15 protein-coding genes are annotated in these 15674 nt (G+C 59.2%); all 15 read left to right on the plus strand.

Annotated elements, in window-relative coordinates; genetic code table 11:
* Nucleotides 1-2: 2 nt before the first annotated feature.
* The 15 genes from dnaE to thiL all read left to right on the plus strand — a co-directional run bounded on the left by dnaE (nucleotide 3) and on the right by thiL (nucleotide 15626).
* On the plus strand, nucleotides 3-3551 hold the full coding sequence (gene dnaE, locus BN3002_RS02630) for a DNA polymerase III subunit alpha (protein ID WP_058236867.1): 3549 nt from the start codon (nucleotides 3-5) through the stop codon (nucleotides 3549-3551).
* A 15-nt stretch (nucleotides 3552-3566) separates the two neighbouring features.
* The gene (gene hisD / locus BN3002_RS02635; RefSeq protein ID WP_058236475.1) at nucleotides 3567-4892 is read left to right on the plus strand and encodes a histidinol dehydrogenase; all 1326 of its coding nucleotides are present in this window, start codon (nucleotides 3567-3569) and stop codon (nucleotides 4890-4892) included.
* Complete coding sequence (locus BN3002_RS02640) at nucleotides 4885-6009, plus strand: histidinol-phosphate transaminase (protein ID WP_058236476.1); 1125 nt, start codon at nucleotides 4885-4887, stop codon at nucleotides 6007-6009. The genes hisD and BN3002_RS02640 overlap by 8 nt, the downstream gene beginning before the upstream one ends.
* On the plus strand, nucleotides 6006-6608 hold the full coding sequence (hisB, locus tag BN3002_RS02645; RefSeq protein WP_058236477.1) for an imidazoleglycerol-phosphate dehydratase HisB: 603 nt from the start codon (nucleotides 6006-6008) through the stop codon (nucleotides 6606-6608). The genes BN3002_RS02640 and hisB overlap by 4 nt, the downstream gene beginning before the upstream one ends.
* Complete coding sequence (locus BN3002_RS02650) at nucleotides 6608-7273, plus strand: hypothetical protein (protein WP_058236478.1); 666 nt, start codon at nucleotides 6608-6610, stop codon at nucleotides 7271-7273. Before hisB ends, BN3002_RS02650 begins: the two co-directional genes overlap by 1 nt.
* Nucleotides 7270-7926, plus strand: a complete 657-nt coding sequence (hisH, locus tag BN3002_RS02655; RefSeq protein WP_257525446.1) for an imidazole glycerol phosphate synthase subunit HisH — start codon at nucleotides 7270-7272, stop codon at nucleotides 7924-7926. Before BN3002_RS02650 ends, hisH begins: the two co-directional genes overlap by 4 nt.
* 31 nt (nucleotides 7927-7957) lie before the next feature.
* Nucleotides 7958-8695 (plus strand): bifunctional 1-(5-phosphoribosyl)-5-((5-phosphoribosylamino)methylideneamino)imidazole-4-carboxamide isomerase/phosphoribosylanthranilate isomerase PriA, encoded by a 738-nt coding sequence (gene priA, locus BN3002_RS02660; RefSeq protein ID WP_058236479.1) that lies wholly within the window; start codon nucleotides 7958-7960, stop codon nucleotides 8693-8695.
* Nucleotides 8692-9414 carry an SseB family protein gene (locus BN3002_RS02665; protein WP_074026157.1) on the plus strand — a complete coding sequence of 241 codons (723 nt, stop codon included), beginning with the start codon at nucleotides 8692-8694 and terminating at the stop codon, nucleotides 9412-9414. Before priA ends, BN3002_RS02665 begins: the two co-directional genes overlap by 4 nt.
* Nucleotides 9415-9483: 69 nt before the next feature.
* Complete coding sequence (locus BN3002_RS02670; protein WP_058236481.1) at nucleotides 9484-10566, plus strand: hypothetical protein; 1083 nt, start codon at nucleotides 9484-9486, stop codon at nucleotides 10564-10566.
* 269 nt (nucleotides 10567-10835) lie between these two features.
* Nucleotides 10836-12140 carry a hypothetical protein gene (locus BN3002_RS02675; RefSeq protein ID WP_058236482.1) on the plus strand — a complete coding sequence of 435 codons (1305 nt, stop codon included), beginning with the start codon at nucleotides 10836-10838 and terminating at the stop codon, nucleotides 12138-12140.
* A 271-nt stretch (nucleotides 12141-12411) separates the two neighbouring features.
* Complete coding sequence (gene infC, locus BN3002_RS02680) at nucleotides 12412-13128, plus strand: translation initiation factor IF-3 (protein ID WP_227469198.1); 717 nt, start codon at nucleotides 12412-12414, stop codon at nucleotides 13126-13128.
* 52 nt (nucleotides 13129-13180) lie between these two features.
* A complete protein-coding gene (gene rpmI, locus BN3002_RS02685; protein WP_058236483.1) occupies nucleotides 13181-13381 on the plus strand; it encodes a 50S ribosomal protein L35 in 201 nt (66 codons plus the stop codon).
* Nucleotides 13382-13413: 32 nt separating this feature from the next.
* Nucleotides 13414-13797 carry a 50S ribosomal protein L20 gene (rplT, locus tag BN3002_RS02690; protein ID WP_058236484.1) on the plus strand — a complete coding sequence of 128 codons (384 nt, stop codon included), beginning with the start codon at nucleotides 13414-13416 and terminating at the stop codon, nucleotides 13795-13797.
* On the plus strand, nucleotides 13798-14637 hold the full coding sequence (locus BN3002_RS02695) for a TrmH family RNA methyltransferase (protein ID WP_227469197.1): 840 nt from the start codon (nucleotides 13798-13800) through the stop codon (nucleotides 14635-14637).
* Nucleotides 14634-15626 (plus strand): thiamine-phosphate kinase, encoded by a 993-nt coding sequence (gene thiL / locus BN3002_RS02700; protein WP_058236485.1) that lies wholly within the window; start codon nucleotides 14634-14636, stop codon nucleotides 15624-15626. The genes BN3002_RS02695 and thiL overlap by 4 nt, the downstream gene beginning before the upstream one ends.
* Nucleotides 15627-15674 lie beyond the last annotated feature (48 nt).

Genomic DNA, 15674 nt, shown 5'->3' on the forward strand with positions numbered 1-15674 from the left:
GTATGGCCACCCGTGACAGTTTCGTTCATCTTCACAACCACTCCGAATACTCCATGCTGGACGGCGCAGCGAAAATCGCGCCGATGGTTCAGGAAGCTGCCCGCCTCGAACAACCGGCAATCGGACTGACCGATCACGGATACCTGTTCGGCGCCTTCGAATTCTATTCAGCGTGCAAAGATGCCGGAATTAAACCCATCATTGGCCTTGAAGCATACGTCACTCCCGGCACGTCCAGATTTGACACGAAGCGTGTCCACTGGGGAGAACCGTGGCAGCGCAGTGACGACGTTTCGGCCAATGGCGCATACAACCACCTGACACTGCTGGCCTACACGACCGAAGGCATGCTGAATCTGTTTCGCCTTGGTTCACGCGCCTCCACGGAAGGACAGTTTGGTAAGTGGCCGCGTGCCGACAAGGAACTGCTGCAGGAATACCACGAAGGGTTGATCGTTTTCTCAGGGTGCCCGTCGGGAGCCGTCCAAACCCATATGCGGTTGGGTCAGTGGGATGAAGCAGTGCGTGAAGCAGGGGAGCTGCGCGACATTTTCGGGCCGGAGAACTTCTATGTCGAAGTCATGGATCACGGCATCGAATTTGAACGACGCACACGCAATGACCTGCTCAAATTGGCCAAGCTCATGGATGCTCCACTGGTAGCGACCAACGATGCGCACTACGTTAAAAATGAAGACCGCGATGTGCAGGACGCGTTATTGTGCATCAACTCGGGTGCCAAGCTGGCTGACCAGGACCGCTTCAAATTCGACGGCGACGGCTACTATATCCGCTCCAGCGAAGACATGCGTCGCACCTGGGCTGAACTGCCCGAAGCATGCGACACCACCCTGGACATTGCTGAACGCTGCGACGTGCACTTCACCACCACCAAAGAGGGCGCCAACTACATGCCCGATTTCCCCGTGCCCGAGGGCGAAGACAAAACATCGTGGTTCATCAAGGAAGTTGAACGAGGGCTGGCCGACCGTTTCCCGGACGGCGTTCCTGATGACGTGCGTAAACAGGCTGAATACGAAGAAGACGTCATTATCTCGATGGGGTTCCCCGGCTACTTCCTGACGGTGGCGGACTACATCAACTGGGCCAAGCATCAGGGCATCCGCGTGGGGCCTGGCCGAGGCTCCGGTGCTGGCTCCATGGTGGCCTACGCGATGCGTATCACCGAGCTGAACCCAATGGAACACGGCCTGATTTTCGAACGCTTCCTCAACCCCGAGCGCGTCTCCATGCCTGACTTCGATGTGGACTTCGACGAACGTCGCCGCGACGAAGTGATCGAATACGTGAAACGTAAATACGGCGAAGACCGGATCAGTCAGGTCGTCACCTTCGGACGAATCATGACGAAACAGGCACTGAAGGACTCAGCACGACTGCTCGGCTACGACTTCAAGACAGGCGAGCAGCTCACCAAGGCACTGCCCCCGGCAGTGATGGGCAAGAACATTTCAGTGCACGGCATTTTCGACAAGGAAGACAAGCGCTACGGCGAGGCAGCGGAGTTCCGTAAATACTACGAGGAAAATCCGCAGACTCACGACATCGTCAACCTGGCGATGGGACTGGAAGGACTGACACGACAATGGGGTGTCCACGCATGCGCGGTGATCATGTCCTCGCATACGCTGACCGACATTATTCCGATCATGAAGCGCCTCGCTGACGGCGCGATCATTACGCAGTTCGACTATCCCACGTGTGAAGCGCTGGGGTTGCTGAAGATGGACTTCCTGGGGCTGCGAAACCTCACGGTCCTGTCAGACGCCCTCGAAAATATCAGGCTGAACAACAAGGATGTCCCGGACCTTGATCAGTTGCCGCTCAACGACCCGGCAACCTACGACCTGTTGGCACGCGGCGACACGCTCGGCGTGTTCCAGCTGGATGGCTCGGGGATGCGAGAACTTCTCAAACTGATGCGCCCCGACAACTTTGAAGATATTTCAGCTGTGGGCGCGTTGTACCGACCCGGCCCGATGGGCGCAGACTCGCACACGAACTACGCTCTGCGTAAGAACGGGCGTCAGGAAATCACTCCCATTCACCCTGAACTTGCTGAGCCGCTCAAAGACATTCTGGGCACTACGTACGGTCTGATCGTCTACCAGGAACAGGTCATGCAGATCGCGCAGAAACTGGCCGGATACTCACTGGGTCAGGCAGATATGCTCCGACGCGCGATGGGTAAGAAGAAGAAAAAGATTCTGGACCAGGAGTTCGGACCGTTCTCGCAGGGGATGCGCGAACATGGCTATTCCGATGATGCGGTGAAAACACTGTGGGACATTCTGGTTCCGTTCTCGAACTACGCGTTCAACAAGGCGCACTCGGCGGCGTACGGATTGGTGTCGTACTGGACTGCCTACCTCAAGGCGAATTTTCCCACTGAATACATGGCCGCATTGCTGACCTCGACCAAAGACAACAAGGATCGGCGAGCCTTGTACCTGGCTGAATGTCGTCACATGGATATCACCGTTTTGCCCCCCGACGTCAACGCTTCGATGGGCACGTTCGCGCCAGATGGGTCGAACATCCGTTTTGGCCTGTCTGCGATCCAGAACGTCGGCGCGAACGTGGTGGACGGTATCGTGCAGGCGCGCTCGGAAAAAGGCGCGTATACCTCCTTCCAGGACCTCCTGGACAAGGTACCTGCCACCGTGTGCAATAAGCGCACCATCCAGTCACTCATTAAGGCCGGCGCCTTCGACTCTCTGGGGAAGAACCGGCGCTCCCTGCTGTCCCGCTGCGACGAGGCCGTCGACGCGGTCACCGACCTGAAACGCAATGAGGCCATCGGCCAGTTCGACCTGTTTGCCGCCATGGGTGGAGCAGCAGCACCTGTACAGTCCTCCCTCACGGTCGAAATCCCTGACCTGCCCGAATTCGATAAGCGGCACAAACTGGCCGATGAACGCGAAATGCTTGGCCTGTATGTCTCCGACCATCCACTGCGCGGTGTGGAAGCGGCGCTGCGCCGATACCAGGACATCGACATCGCCGCGATCGTCTCCTCCGAAGAAGCCATGGCGGACCGCAAGGTGCGCGTCGCAGGACTGGTGTCGTCGGTTCAGATGAAGGTCACCAAGCAGGGCAACCAGTGGGCGATCGCAACGGTGGAAGACCTCAGCGCTTCCATCGAAGTGCTTTTCTTCCCTCGCTCGTTCGAAACAATTCAGTCCTACCTGGCTACCGACACGATCGTCCAGGTCGAGGGGCGCGTCACCCAGCGCGATGAGAACGTCGAACTGATCGGCCAGGCCATGACGTTGCTGGATCTGCGTGACGATCAGGACTCCCCGCTGGACCTGCAGATGACTCCTGGCCGATGCACTCGCTCAATGCTGACCGAACTCAAAGACGTGCTGGAAGCTTTCCCAGGCGAATCACCTGTGCGCATCCACTTGCGCCAAGGCGGGCGCGTCACAATCGTCGAAGTTGACCCGAAGTACCGCGTCGAAAAATCCAGCGCATTTTTCAGCCAGGTCAAGGCCGTGGTCGGAGCAGACGGAGTGATGACCTCCTGAGTTAGGCTAAGAGTTATGAAACGCATGGATCTTCGCGGCACCAGTGCCACCACAGATGCAATCCGCCGTCAACTGCCACGAGCTGCATTCGACATCACCGCAGCGGTCGAGGCTGTCACGCCGATTATCGACAGCGTCATCCACGAGGGTGCGAGCGCCATCAAGGACTGTGCCGAGCGTTTCGACCATGTGCGTCCCGATCGCCTGAAGGTACCGGCCGACCAGATCCGTGCCGCCCTCGATGGACTTGACCCTGCGGTGCGCGGCGCGCTGGAAGTGTCGATCGAGCATAACCGCGCCGGCCACACTGTCCAGCTGCCCACCACGCAACACGCCACCATCATTCCCGGCGGCACGATTACCCAGCGGTGGGTACCAGTGCAGCGCGCCGGTGTCTACGTCCCAGGTGGCTTGGCTGTCTACCCCTCCTCAGTTGTGATGAACGTGGTGTGCGCGCAGGTCGCCGGCGTCAGCTCAATCGCCCTGGCTTCACCGCCGCAACGCGAGTTCGGCGGACTGCCGCACCCGACAATCCTTGCAGCGTGCGCACTGCTGGGCGTGGACGACGTGTGGGCAATGGGTGGTGCGCAGGCAATCGCCGGCCTTGCCTACGGATTTGACGACGAGGGTGACGTGTGTGAACCGGTTGATGTCGTAGCAGGACCGGGCAACATTTATGTGGCCGCAGCTAAACGGGTGGTGTCTGCTCACGTGGGGATCGATGCGGAAGCGGGAACCACTGAAATAGCGATCCTTGCCGATGGTGATGCTCACCCCGCTTTCGTTGCCGCTGACTTGATCAGCCAGGCGGAACATGATCCTGCTGCCGCATCTGTTCTGATCACGGACAGTGAGCCGCTTGCGGATGCAGTGGAAGCTGAGATTCAGCGGCTGGCACCGCTGACCGCGCACACCGAACGCATTATGACGGCGCTGAGCGGACCGCAGTCGGGCATCGTTCTCGTCGATGATCTGGATGCTGGGCTGCGCGTTGTGGATGCGTATGCTCCCGAACACCTCGAAGTACAGACTGAGAATGCTGCCGAAGTAGCGCTGCGCGTGCGCAACGCAGGTGCCATTTTTGTCGGCCCGTACACGCCGGTACCGCTGGGCGACTACGTTGCAGGCTCCAACCACGTCCTGCCCACAGGAGGCACCGCCCGCTACGCTGCCGGACTGAACGTGGGACAGTATCTGCGCAGCCAGCAGGTCGTCGAGTATTCACGCGATGCGCTCGAAGCGCTCACCGATGACCTCAACACGCTGGCATGTGCCGAAGACCTGCCGGCGCACGGAGCAGCCGCGCTGATCCGACGCGAGGAAGGCGGACGCAATGACTGATTTACGTTTGCCGCTGCGCCCTGAACTTGCGGGACTGAGCCCGTATGGCGCGCCCCAACTGGAGGTGCCCGTACGCCTGAACGTCAATGAGAATCCGTGGGCGCCTTCTGACGAGCTGGTTGACGATATCGCGCGCTCAGTGGCTCGCGCCGCCAGCGGGCTGAACCGCTACCCGGATCGCGATTTTCTGGAACTGCGTGGGGAACTGGCACGATATCTGGCTGACGAAAGCGGTGTAAGTGTTCCGCCCGAACATGTATGGGCAGCCAACGGTTCCAACGAAGTCATGACCCAGATTCTGCAGGCATTCGCCGGCACGTCACGGACCGTCGTTTCATGTGCCCCGACATACTCGATGTATCACGAGTACGCGCGCGACACGTGCTCACGGTGGGTCACGTGTGATCGGCACGAGGATTTTTCCATCGACCTGGATGCTTTGCGCGACCTGCTCGAAACTGAGCATCCGGCAGTCGTTCTGCTGGCCAGTCCGAACAATCCCACCGGAACAGCACTGTCACTTGACGACATCCGCTCCCTGGCTGACGACACACGATTCAGCGGGCCTGTCGGGCCGGACGGACAGCCCACAGCGAGCCTGCTGGTCATCGATGAAGCGTACGCGGAATTCAGGCGTGCGGGGACATCCTCGGCACTCGAACTCGTTGAGCAGAATCCGCACGTGGTCGTCTCCCGCACCATGTCGAAAGCATTTGGAATGGCGGGGCTGCGTCTGGGATACATGGTGGCCTGCCAGGACGTCATTGACGCGATCATGCTGGTGCGCTTGCCCTACCATCTGTCAGCCATCACGCAGGCAGTGGCACTGGCGGCGCTGCGTCACCGTGAAAGCCTCATGCAGCAGGTGGCCGACCTGCGTGACAGTCGGGACGCCCTCGCGCACTGGCTGGAATCACGAGGGCTGCAGGTGGCTCAATCTGACGCGAACTTCATTTTCTTTGGACGTTTCGATAACCGGCAGGACATCTTTGACAAGCTCCTGGAGCGGGGCGTGTTGATCCGCGTCGTCGGCCCTGACGGCTGGCTGCGGGTCAGCGTAGGGACACCTGAGGAAAACCAGCAATTCATGACGGCACTGGAGGAGGTTCTCTCATGAACGCGCGAACTGCGACAATTGACCGCGAAACATCAGAGTCAACAATTCACCTGGAAGTGAATCTTGACGGCAGCGGCGTGACCAACATTTCGACTGGTGTGCCGTTCTACGACCATATGCTCACCGCATTTGGGCGTCACTCCCTGATCGACCTGACTGTTCAGGCGCGCGGGGATGTGGACGTGGACGTGCACCACACTGTCGAAGACACCGCGATCTGCCTGGGCCAGGCCATCAAGTTGGCGCTTGGTGACAAGGCAGGAATCCGCCGTTTCGCAGATGCTACGGTGCCCCTGGACGAAGCCCTCGCTCATGCTGTTGTGGACATTTCAGGGCGGCCGTACCTCGTGCACGAGGGCGAGCCGGCCGGCCAGGAATACCACCTCATTGGCGGGCACTTCACCGGCTCCATGACACGACACGTGTTTGAGTCGCTGGCCTATAACGCCGGAATCTGTCTGCATGTGCGTCTGCTTGCCGGTCGCGACCCGCACCACATTGTGGAAGCGCAGTTCAAGGCACTTGCCCGCGCGATGCGCGGCGCTGTTGAACCGGATCCACGGGTGAGTGGCATTCCGTCTACCAAAGGAGCACTGTAATGGTCCAGGATGTTCCTCAGCGTCCTGACGATGAGGACATTGACGCTAAGTTCGCGGGAATCGTTGCGGACTTCGAGCGCTCAAGCGCACCTGCCGAACGGCATGACCTGGACACTCCGGTTGATGAATCCTTGCACCTGGAAGGTGGATCCCTGTCGGTCGCATTGGTGCTCACACCGATTCCGTCAGCCGAGGCGCTGCACAAACTCCTGCAGCTGGCCGGGCTTTCCGTCCACGTCGTCCCGATTAAGCCGTGGACCGCGATTTGGCTGAAAGTTGATTCCAATCAGCCGATGACCGAGGAAGACGAGCTGGCCTCACTGATGGGCAAGTGCCGCTCCATGCCACCCGAAGTGGATCAGGTGGCACGACTGACCTCACGCCTGTCCAAGCTGGGCTCCGTGGCAATCATGTCGTGGCTGGTTGAAGGTGACGAGGAAGATGTGGAGCCGGGTGTATCCGGACAGATCAGTGCACGCCGATACGTGTCGGGCGAGCCGGAAGACGATATTCCAGCTGGCGTGCTGATCGGATCAATGCCGGTGGCCCTTGAAGACCTGCTGCTGGGCAGAACCACCCCGGATGACTACAACGGGTCGGTCGCACCTGATGGCACATGCCTGAAGCGGCCACGCGGCCCATTAGGGTGGTTCAGAAAACCATGAGCATGATGCAGCGACGCCCTCGAATCGTCGTCTTGAAATTCGGGTCAGGTAACGTGCGCTCAGCGTGCAGTGCGCTGGAACGAGCCGGTGCCGACGTCTCACTGAGCGCCGATCCGCAGGAAGTCAGCGAAGCTGACGGCCTGGTGGTGCCAGGTGTGGGAGCATTCATCACGGTGATGGACCAGCTGCGCGCAGTGCAAGGCCTGAGGATGATTGAACGCCGGATCGCAGGTGCAAGGCCCGTGCTGGGAATCTGCGTCGGGCTGCAGATCATGTTCGACCGCTCCACTGAAAAGGGCACGACCGAGGGCCTGGGGCAGTGGGACGGAACCGTGGACCGTCTGGACGCGCCCATCATTCCACACATGGGGTGGACACAGGTTGAAGCCGCATCCGACACGACACTGTTCGACGGACTGGATGAGGAGTACTTCTACTTCGTGCATTCCTACGCCGTGATGGATGATCCGGCTCAGACATCTCGCCCTCGCACCGCAGCTGCTCCGCAGACGAGCTGGGCAACCTACGGTCAGCGCTTTGTCGCAGCCGTGGAAGACGGAGCGCTGAACGCCACACAGTTCCACCCCGAAAAATCTGGTGCCGCCGGCTTGAAGCTGCTGCAGAATTGGTTGGCGACCACCGTGTCTGACTAAAACCGCTCTATCTGACTAGAAAAGGTGACTGATGGATACTCCGTTGATTCTTCTGCCTGCCGTTGACGTGGTTGAGGGGCAAGCAGTGCGCTTGCGCCAGGGTGAGGCAGGAACGGAAACACAGTACGGCGTACCCCTGGAAGCTGCACAGGCGTTCACCCACGCAGGCGCCGCGTGGCTGCACCTGGTTGACCTGGATGCCGCTTTTGGACGCGGATCCAATATCGACCTGCTGGCTGATGTCGTACGCCAGATCCCGCTGCACGTTGAACTGTCGGGCGGCATCCGTGATGACGCCTCACTTCAGCGCGCCCTGGCCACCGGTGCACGCCGCATCAATATCGGCACGGCAGCGCTGGAAGACCCCGAATGGACCGAATCGATTATCCAGCGTTACGGCGATCAGGTTGCCGTGGGCCTGGATGTGCGCGGTGAGACTCTGGCAGCACGAGGCTGGACGAAACCAGGTGGAAATGTCTGGAAGGTCCTGGAGCGTCTGAACGAGGCTGGCTGTGCCCGATATGTGGTCACCGATGTGGCGCGTGACGGCATGATGCAGGGGCCGAATATTGATCTGCTCCGCGCCGTATGTGAACGTACCGATGCGCCGGTTGTCGCCTCGGGCGGTGTGTCCAGCATTGACGATATTCGAGCCCTGCGTGAACTGACGTCGATCGGCCTGGAAGGTGCAATCATTGGTAAAGCCCTGTACGCCGGGGCGTTCACGTTGGAAGAGGCGCTGGAAGCGGCCGGCCCTCAACAGTCATGATGGAACTGAGCGATGAGCAACGCGACAAGATTGCGCAGCGCCTGACACTGCACACCGACTCATCGGATTGTGGCCAGACGTTGCCGTTGACGCGTCACGCACTCGGACTGCCAGCCGGTACCCGCAGCGAGCAGGGCGAGCGCCTCGAACAGCTTGTTCACGCACTGAGCAGTGAGCGCGTCATTATTCCAGTTGTCCTCAATGGCGGAAACTCTGACAACCACGTGGAGTTCACCAGGGCGGAAACACCTGAAGGCCCGGCATTGGCCGTGTTCACGTCAACGGATGAGCTTGCAGCGTTTGACCCACAGGCACGCCCATTGCCTGTCTCAACGCGCCTTGCCGCGTTGAGCGCCCTCGTCGAAACCCGAGGGCTGATAGTGGCCGATCCGCGCGGTGCGAATATCGTGATCCCGCGCCCCGCGTGCAATTCGCTGTCAGTGGGGGACAGGTGGCTGCCCGCGTGGAAAGATCGCGAACTTGCCGCCGGTCTGCTGCGCATCATTATGGACGAGGGTGTCCGATGCGTGGTCGATGTGCGTATCCATCATGGAGGCGGCAGTCGCGTCATCGTCGAGCTGTGCGCGGCCGCCGGTGGTGATGAGCGAGCGGTCCGACGCGAATTGTCGCGCGCAATCAACTGCATTCACGGCAGTGATCGCCTCAAAGCTGCGGCTGACCAGATCGTGATCGCGCCAACGTGGGTTCAGGCGGTATAGCTGTTAATCCTGAACGTGGTCTCTTACGATGATCGTAACTTGTCGCGACGCAGGTAAGGAGATCAGCCGATGTTGCAGCACGCACCGAATTCCGCCCCATTTCAGTTATCCAACCTCCCGGTCACGACACCCAGGAAGAAAGCCGGCCTGATTATTGGCATCGTATGTGCAGTGGCCGCTGTGGTGGCCGTGGCTGTCATTGTGATGGTGATGATGGCCCGCCCGTCGCAATCCGACAACCCTGAGGTGTTTGTTCGCCAGTACATTGAGCATCTTGCCGCCGGACAGGCTGAAGATGCCCGGGCGATGGAAAGAGACAGTGTTTCTGATGACGACGGCACATTCACGGAGGCGAGAACTGATGCGGTGCTCTCAGGCGCTTCTGAACGAATCGTTCTAGGCAGCATCGAAGCTAGAGACACGTCTGAAGACGGAACGCATCTATTCGGCGTCACTTACCTGCTGGGCGAACAGGAATATGAAGCGGAAATCGGGGTGAGCCGGCCCGTTGGTGACGATACCTGGCAGATCACCAGGTCGCTGGCTGAGACGGTCGTATTTCCCTCTGGCCTTGCCGATCAGCTGACGATTGGGGACAGCTCACTGGAGACGGTCCCTGACAACGCACTGGCGGTGCGTCTGTATCCTGCGCACTACGAACTCCATGCGGAGGCCACATACACCGACTTTGTGACATTTGGCGATCAGGATCTGATTGTGGCACCTGACGACAGTGATCGATACGCTCCTGAGTCGGTTGTTGAGTGGGAGCCGGAACTGACCGAGCAATTCACTGCGGCTTTTGTTGACCGCGCGAACGCTTTCCTGCACGAATGTCTGGAAGAGCGCGACAATCCTGATGAAGAGTGCGGATTCATTTATGCTGTCTACACAGACGGGCAATCAGAATCAGCCACCCTCAATGGAGAACTGACCACTGCCAGCCCCGCCGACAACCAGCTTGTGTCGATGGCACACTCCACGGGGATTCCGGACATGCAAACAGACGTGACGAGCGTGACACTCCATTTCAGGGATGACGGGCTCAACATACCAGACAAGGAGCAAAAACTCGCCGTCCAGGGCACGGTCGAATTATCGAAGGAATCAAATCCTGTTTTCCATATGCGGATCGTGACTCCTGAGGACTGAAGCGGGAAGATTGTTGTCAAAATGTTGCCTTAAAAGGATGCCTACGCAGCCCAGAGCTTCAACTCTGCAGTGATGGAGGCGATTCCCCTCACGAGGATGAGCTCGAGATGGTCGGAGCCGTTACTTTTGATGACAGTGGAGCCCCTGCATACTCGTTCGACTTCCCCTTCCAGTTCTGAAAGCGGGCGCGATCGGCCATTTCACGATGAAAGTTGACTAGGATAGAAGCGCTTTCATGCGCTAAATCTTTTTACCGGGAGTATGGCACTATGTCTGAAAATGCGAATGGCAACGACCTGAATTCACACTCCGAAACTCAGGGGAGTGCTGACTCGTATATGCCTCCGCCACCACCGCCCGCTGATTCGCCAGAACCGCAGCAGGGGCAGGCACAGCAATACGCGCAAGCGACGCAGCAACCGCAGCAATATGCCCAGCAGCAGTACTATCAGCAGCCCAACCCGCAACAGTACTCGCCGCAACCACAGCCGCAGTTTGCTGCGATGGCTTCTGGCGCCGGGTCTTCCTACGCAGCGACCACGACTAAGTCCTCGTCCGGCAAGACTGTCCGCATCGTGTTGGTGTTCATCGGCGTACTGATGACACTCGCGTTGATCGGGACAATCGCTTTCTACATCCTCAACAGCACGCGGACCCCTGAAAAAGCTGCTGAAGAATACCTGGGATATCTTGCAGCGGGTGACGCGAATGCTGCATCGCAGATGGTGGACCCAGGCAAACCCAATAATCAACGAGCGTTTCTGACAAACGAAGCAATGGCCGGCGCGACCGCGCGAATCGAGAACTTCTCGGTGACGCGAGCTGATTCCGGCAGCGATGACTATTCACTCAGCTCCGACAAGCCGCGCGGAGTAACGCTGGATGTCGAATACTACCTTGATGGGCAAGTCGTCGATACGACACTTCAGGTCACCCCTGCCCAGCCCACCTTCCTCGTTCTCAAGAACTGGAAGATTGACGACACACTGGCCACAGAGATCACCCTCCAGCCAGGCACTTTTGACTCGGTCACCATCGGCTCTCAAAGCGTTCCGATCACGAACGATGATCAGAACTCCCAGGAGTATCAGACGTTTTACCTGTACCCCGGAATCTACCCAGCGCAGGCATCCTACGGATCCAATGAGTATGTGAACTATCCCGACAAGAGCCTGATCGTGGGGGGCCCGGAGTCATCCTCGACGCTCTGGTGGGACGCACCCGAACCGACCGAAAAACTGCAGACACTGATGCTTGATCGGGCCAAGGAATTCGTGGAAAGCTGTGCCTCCCTCGACGGTGGAAATCTGAATGAAGCATGCCCCAGCGGCGTGCAGAGCACCAAACTCGCTGTTCTGGAAGTGACCAAACTGCCCACCACCCTCGAAGACGTCTCCGCATTTGAGTTCGTCACGGATAAGGCCACGATCAAGACCCAGACAAATCCGACCGAATTCAACAAGAACCCCTCACCGGACAACGTTGAATTCCGTGTGTCAGGCCAGGTGACATTCCCCGAGGGAAGCACTGAACCTGAAATCACTGAACTGAGGTCGTCAGGATCATGGTGGTAAACCGCGGGTGATTCGCATACCACCGCATCTCGGTGACGAAGGCCCTGTGTGTGACCAGATGTTGCACGCGGGGCCTTCCACATCTGGCAGTGTGAGGCACCCCATGACGATCCTGCCTAATCTCGCTGGATTTGCCTTCGACGGCAGTGATACAGTAGCTGTCGATTGTCCGGGTACCGTACCCGGGACGTAAGCGGAGATACTCCCACCTTGATTCCCGCCTCAGGGGATCGGGTTCCTGGCTTGAGCCGATGCTGCATGCAGCATCGCTGTGGCCACGTGGTGTCAGTCTCCGTTGCGTTGCGCACGGAGATTTTTTCGTGATGCACCACCATGGAAGGAGCCACCCATCAGCGAGCCTCGGATCAATGAGCGCATCAAAGTAAACGAAGTACGTCTTGTCGGCCCATCGGGAGAACAAGTCGGAGTCGTGCGCGTCGAAGACGCATTGCGTCTGGCAGACGAAGCAGGCCTCGACCTCGTTGAAGTGGCACCCAACGCGAAACCTCCAGTAGCCAAATTGATGGACTACGGCAAGTACAAGTACGAAGCCGCACAGAAAGCGCGCGACGCGCGACGCAACCAGGCAAACACCCAGCTCAAAGAGATCCGTTTCCGCCTGAAGATTGATGACCACGACTTCAACGTGAAGAAGAACCACGTGGAGCGTTTCCTGAACCAGGGAGACAAAGTCAAGGTCATGATCATGTTCCGCGGACGCGAGCAGTCTCGCCCCGAAGCGGGAGTTCGTTTGCTGGAACGTCTGGCAGAAGAGGTCGGTGACATGGCGACGGTCGAATCCGTCCCACGTCAGGATGGCCGCAACATGACGATGGTGCTCGCCCCAACGCGACGCAAGTCAGAAGCAATGAGCGAACAACGCCGCCGCCGCAAGGCTGAGCGCGAAGCCCGCCGTGACAAGCAGGCAGAACGTTCCAGCAAGGAGCAAGCTCGCAGCGCCAGGAACGCTGAAAGCGCGGAACAGTAGCTACTTTCTTGGCACCAGTGCCAAGAGGTGTTGAAGGTTAGGAAACGACACTATGTCAAAAGGAAAGAACAAGACGCACTCAGGAACCAAGAAGCGCTTCCGCGTGACCGGTTCCGGCAAAATCATGCGTGAACGTGCTGGTAAGCGTCACCTGCTCGAGCACAAGTCTTCACGCCGTACTCGCCGCCTCTCCCGTGACCAGGTGCTGGCACCTGCAGATGCGAAGCGAGTTCGTACCCTGCTGGGTAAGTGATAGCGAAGACTTGTAGGTAAGGAGATAACAACATGGCACGTGTGAAAAGGTCTGTCAACGCCCGCAAGAAGCGTCGCACCACACTTGATCGCGCATCCGGATACCGTGGGCAGCGCTCACGCCTGTACCGTAAGGCAAAAGAGCAGGTCACTCACTCTTTCGTATACAGCTACCGTGACCGTAAGCGCCGCAAGGGTGACTTCCGTCGCCTGTGGATCCAGCGCATCAACGCTGCCGCACGCGCAAACGGCATGACGTACAACCGCCTCATTCAGGGTCTGAACCTTGCCGGCATCGAAATCGATCGCCGCATGCTGGCCGACCTGGCAGTCAACGACGCAAACGCCTTCGCAGCAATTGTGAAGACTGCCCGTGAAGCGCTGCCCGAAGACGTCAACGCCCCCAAGGCATCCTGATTGACTCACAATTTTCATCCTGAGCGCCCGCCTGTGATGGACAACCCGCGTGCCGACCGCGTGCGAACAGTCCGTTCACTCGGCGGGCGCTCAGCACAATCACGCACCGGACTCCTCCTGGTTGAAGGCCCAGGAGCAGTCCTCGAACTGGTGACATGGCGCCCCGAGTGCGTCACCGACGTCTACGTCACCGAACGAGTCGAGGAATCCCAGCCAGAAATCGTGGAGCAGGCCCGCCAGGCCACACGGTGGGTTCACCGCGTCACCGACGAGGTTGCTCACGCGATGTCCCCTGACTGTCAGGGCATCATCGCGGTCGCTCGACACGACGCGATTGTTACGCAGATGCCGAGCGTTGACGGACTGGCAGTGATCCTTGCGCGCATCCAAGACCCCGGCAACGTCGGTACGCTGATCCGCACGGCCGATGCGATGGGTGCGCAGTGCGTCCTGACCACGGTGGGCACCGCTGACGTTCGCAGCCCGAAAGTGATCCGCTCAACAGCGGGATCAGTGTTCCACCTGCCGATCATGTCAGGCCTGACTTTCGATGCGGCGATCGAGCGCGCTCGCACCTGGGGTGCACTCGTCCTTGGGACGTCCGGAGGCCACGGATCTGTCAGCCTTCTCGACATTGACGAGGGCGACTCGCCGCTCCTTTCCCGCACACACGCATGGGTTTTCGGCAATGAAGCGCGAGGCCTGTCACCCGATGAAATGCGTCAGTGCGACCATCTGGTGTGCATCCCGATGGCAGGGAAAGCTGAATCTTTGAATGTGGCCTCGGCGGCAGCAATGTGTCTGTATGCGTCAGCACGCTCACGTACACTGACAGCATGAAGGTCCGAGACTGTGATGAAGGCGACCTGATCGCCCGTTTTGTCAATGTTCTTCCCCAAGGTGAGCGCACCATCGTCGGTTCAGGTGATGACTGCGCGCTGATCTCCTGCCCTGAACCCTCATTCCTGGTGACCACCGATACATTGGTCGGAGAGAGTCACTTTCTGAAAGCCTGGTCCACCGGCGCTGAAATAGGTGCGCGGGCTGCGGCCCAGAATCTGGCAGACATCGCTGCGATGGGCGGGCGCACGAGCGCGCTTGTCGTGTCCCTTGTTCTGCGCGGCGACTACGACGTTGACTGGCTTGTGGACATGGTGCAGGCCTTCGGTCAGCGTGCCCGTGAAGCGGGCGCAGGCGTGGTTGGCGGCGACCTGACCGGGGGAGAGGAACTGATCATTTCAGTCACCGCACACGGGTGGGTCGATGGGCCTCCCGTCCTGCGTTCAGGTGCACGACCCGGTGACATCGTAGCGATAGCCGGAACATTGGGGCGTTCCGGCGCAGGCCTGGAATTGCTGTCACGCCGCATCGTTGACCCCTCAGTTCATGACGATATCCTGCTGGGAGATTTCGCTGAAGCGGTGAGGATTTACCGTGCGCCCGAGCCTCCGCTGGAAGCCGGTCCGATTGCCGCTCGCCACAATGCCCACGCCATGATGGATGTGTCCGACGGGCTGGTGCGTGACGGAGGCAGGATGGCACGCGCGTCGGGTGTGATGCTTGAAATCGATTCGTCCCTGCTGGCCGATGACGTCGAGGCATTGGATGCTGCTGCACGGGCCTGTGGACATCACGCGATGGATTGGGTCCTTTTCGGCGGTGAGGATCATCCGATGTTGGCTACTTTCCCGCCTCAGGTTGTGTTGCCCTCACCGTTCAGGGCAATTGGCGTGATCGGAGCAGTGAGCCCGGGAGATCAACCTGGGATTCGTCTTGATGGGCAGCGACTGAGTGGTGGCTTCGACCATTTCCGTCAAGACAATAGTTAAACCGATACACTAGGACTACGTGTAACCTGTCAATACGCTAGTGAGGGG

The sequence above is a fragment of the Actinomyces ihuae genome (assembly GCF_001457875.1).
In the GTDB taxonomy this organism is placed as follows: domain Bacteria; phylum Actinomycetota; class Actinomycetes; order Actinomycetales; family Actinomycetaceae; genus Pauljensenia; species Pauljensenia radingae_A.

Coding starts and splice junctions, on each gene's coding strand:
- dnaE (WP_058236867.1), top strand. CDS start 3: ATGGCCACCCGTGACAGTTTCGTTCATCTTCACAACCACTCCGAATAC.
- hisD (WP_058236475.1), top strand. CDS start 3,567: ATGAAACGCATGGATCTTCGCGGCACCAGTGCCACCACAGATGCAATC.
- BN3002_RS02640 (WP_058236476.1), top strand. CDS start 4,885: ATGACTGATTTACGTTTGCCGCTGCGCCCTGAACTTGCGGGACTGAGC.
- hisB (WP_058236477.1), top strand. CDS start 6,006: ATGAACGCGCGAACTGCGACAATTGACCGCGAAACATCAGAGTCAACA.
- BN3002_RS02650 (WP_058236478.1), top strand. CDS start 6,608: ATGGTCCAGGATGTTCCTCAGCGTCCTGACGATGAGGACATTGACGCT.
- hisH (WP_257525446.1), top strand. CDS start 7,270: ATGAGCATGATGCAGCGACGCCCTCGAATCGTCGTCTTGAAATTCGGG.
- priA (WP_058236479.1), top strand. CDS start 7,958: ATGGATACTCCGTTGATTCTTCTGCCTGCCGTTGACGTGGTTGAGGGG.
- BN3002_RS02665 (WP_074026157.1), top strand. CDS start 8,692: ATGATGGAACTGAGCGATGAGCAACGCGACAAGATTGCGCAGCGCCTG.
- BN3002_RS02670 (WP_058236481.1), top strand. CDS start 9,484: ATGTTGCAGCACGCACCGAATTCCGCCCCATTTCAGTTATCCAACCTC.
- BN3002_RS02675 (WP_058236482.1), top strand. CDS start 10,836: ATGTCTGAAAATGCGAATGGCAACGACCTGAATTCACACTCCGAAACT.
- rpmI (WP_058236483.1), top strand. CDS start 13,181: ATGTCAAAAGGAAAGAACAAGACGCACTCAGGAACCAAGAAGCGCTTC.
- rplT (WP_058236484.1), top strand. CDS start 13,414: ATGGCACGTGTGAAAAGGTCTGTCAACGCCCGCAAGAAGCGTCGCACC.
- thiL (WP_058236485.1), top strand. CDS start 14,634: ATGAAGGTCCGAGACTGTGATGAAGGCGACCTGATCGCCCGTTTTGTC.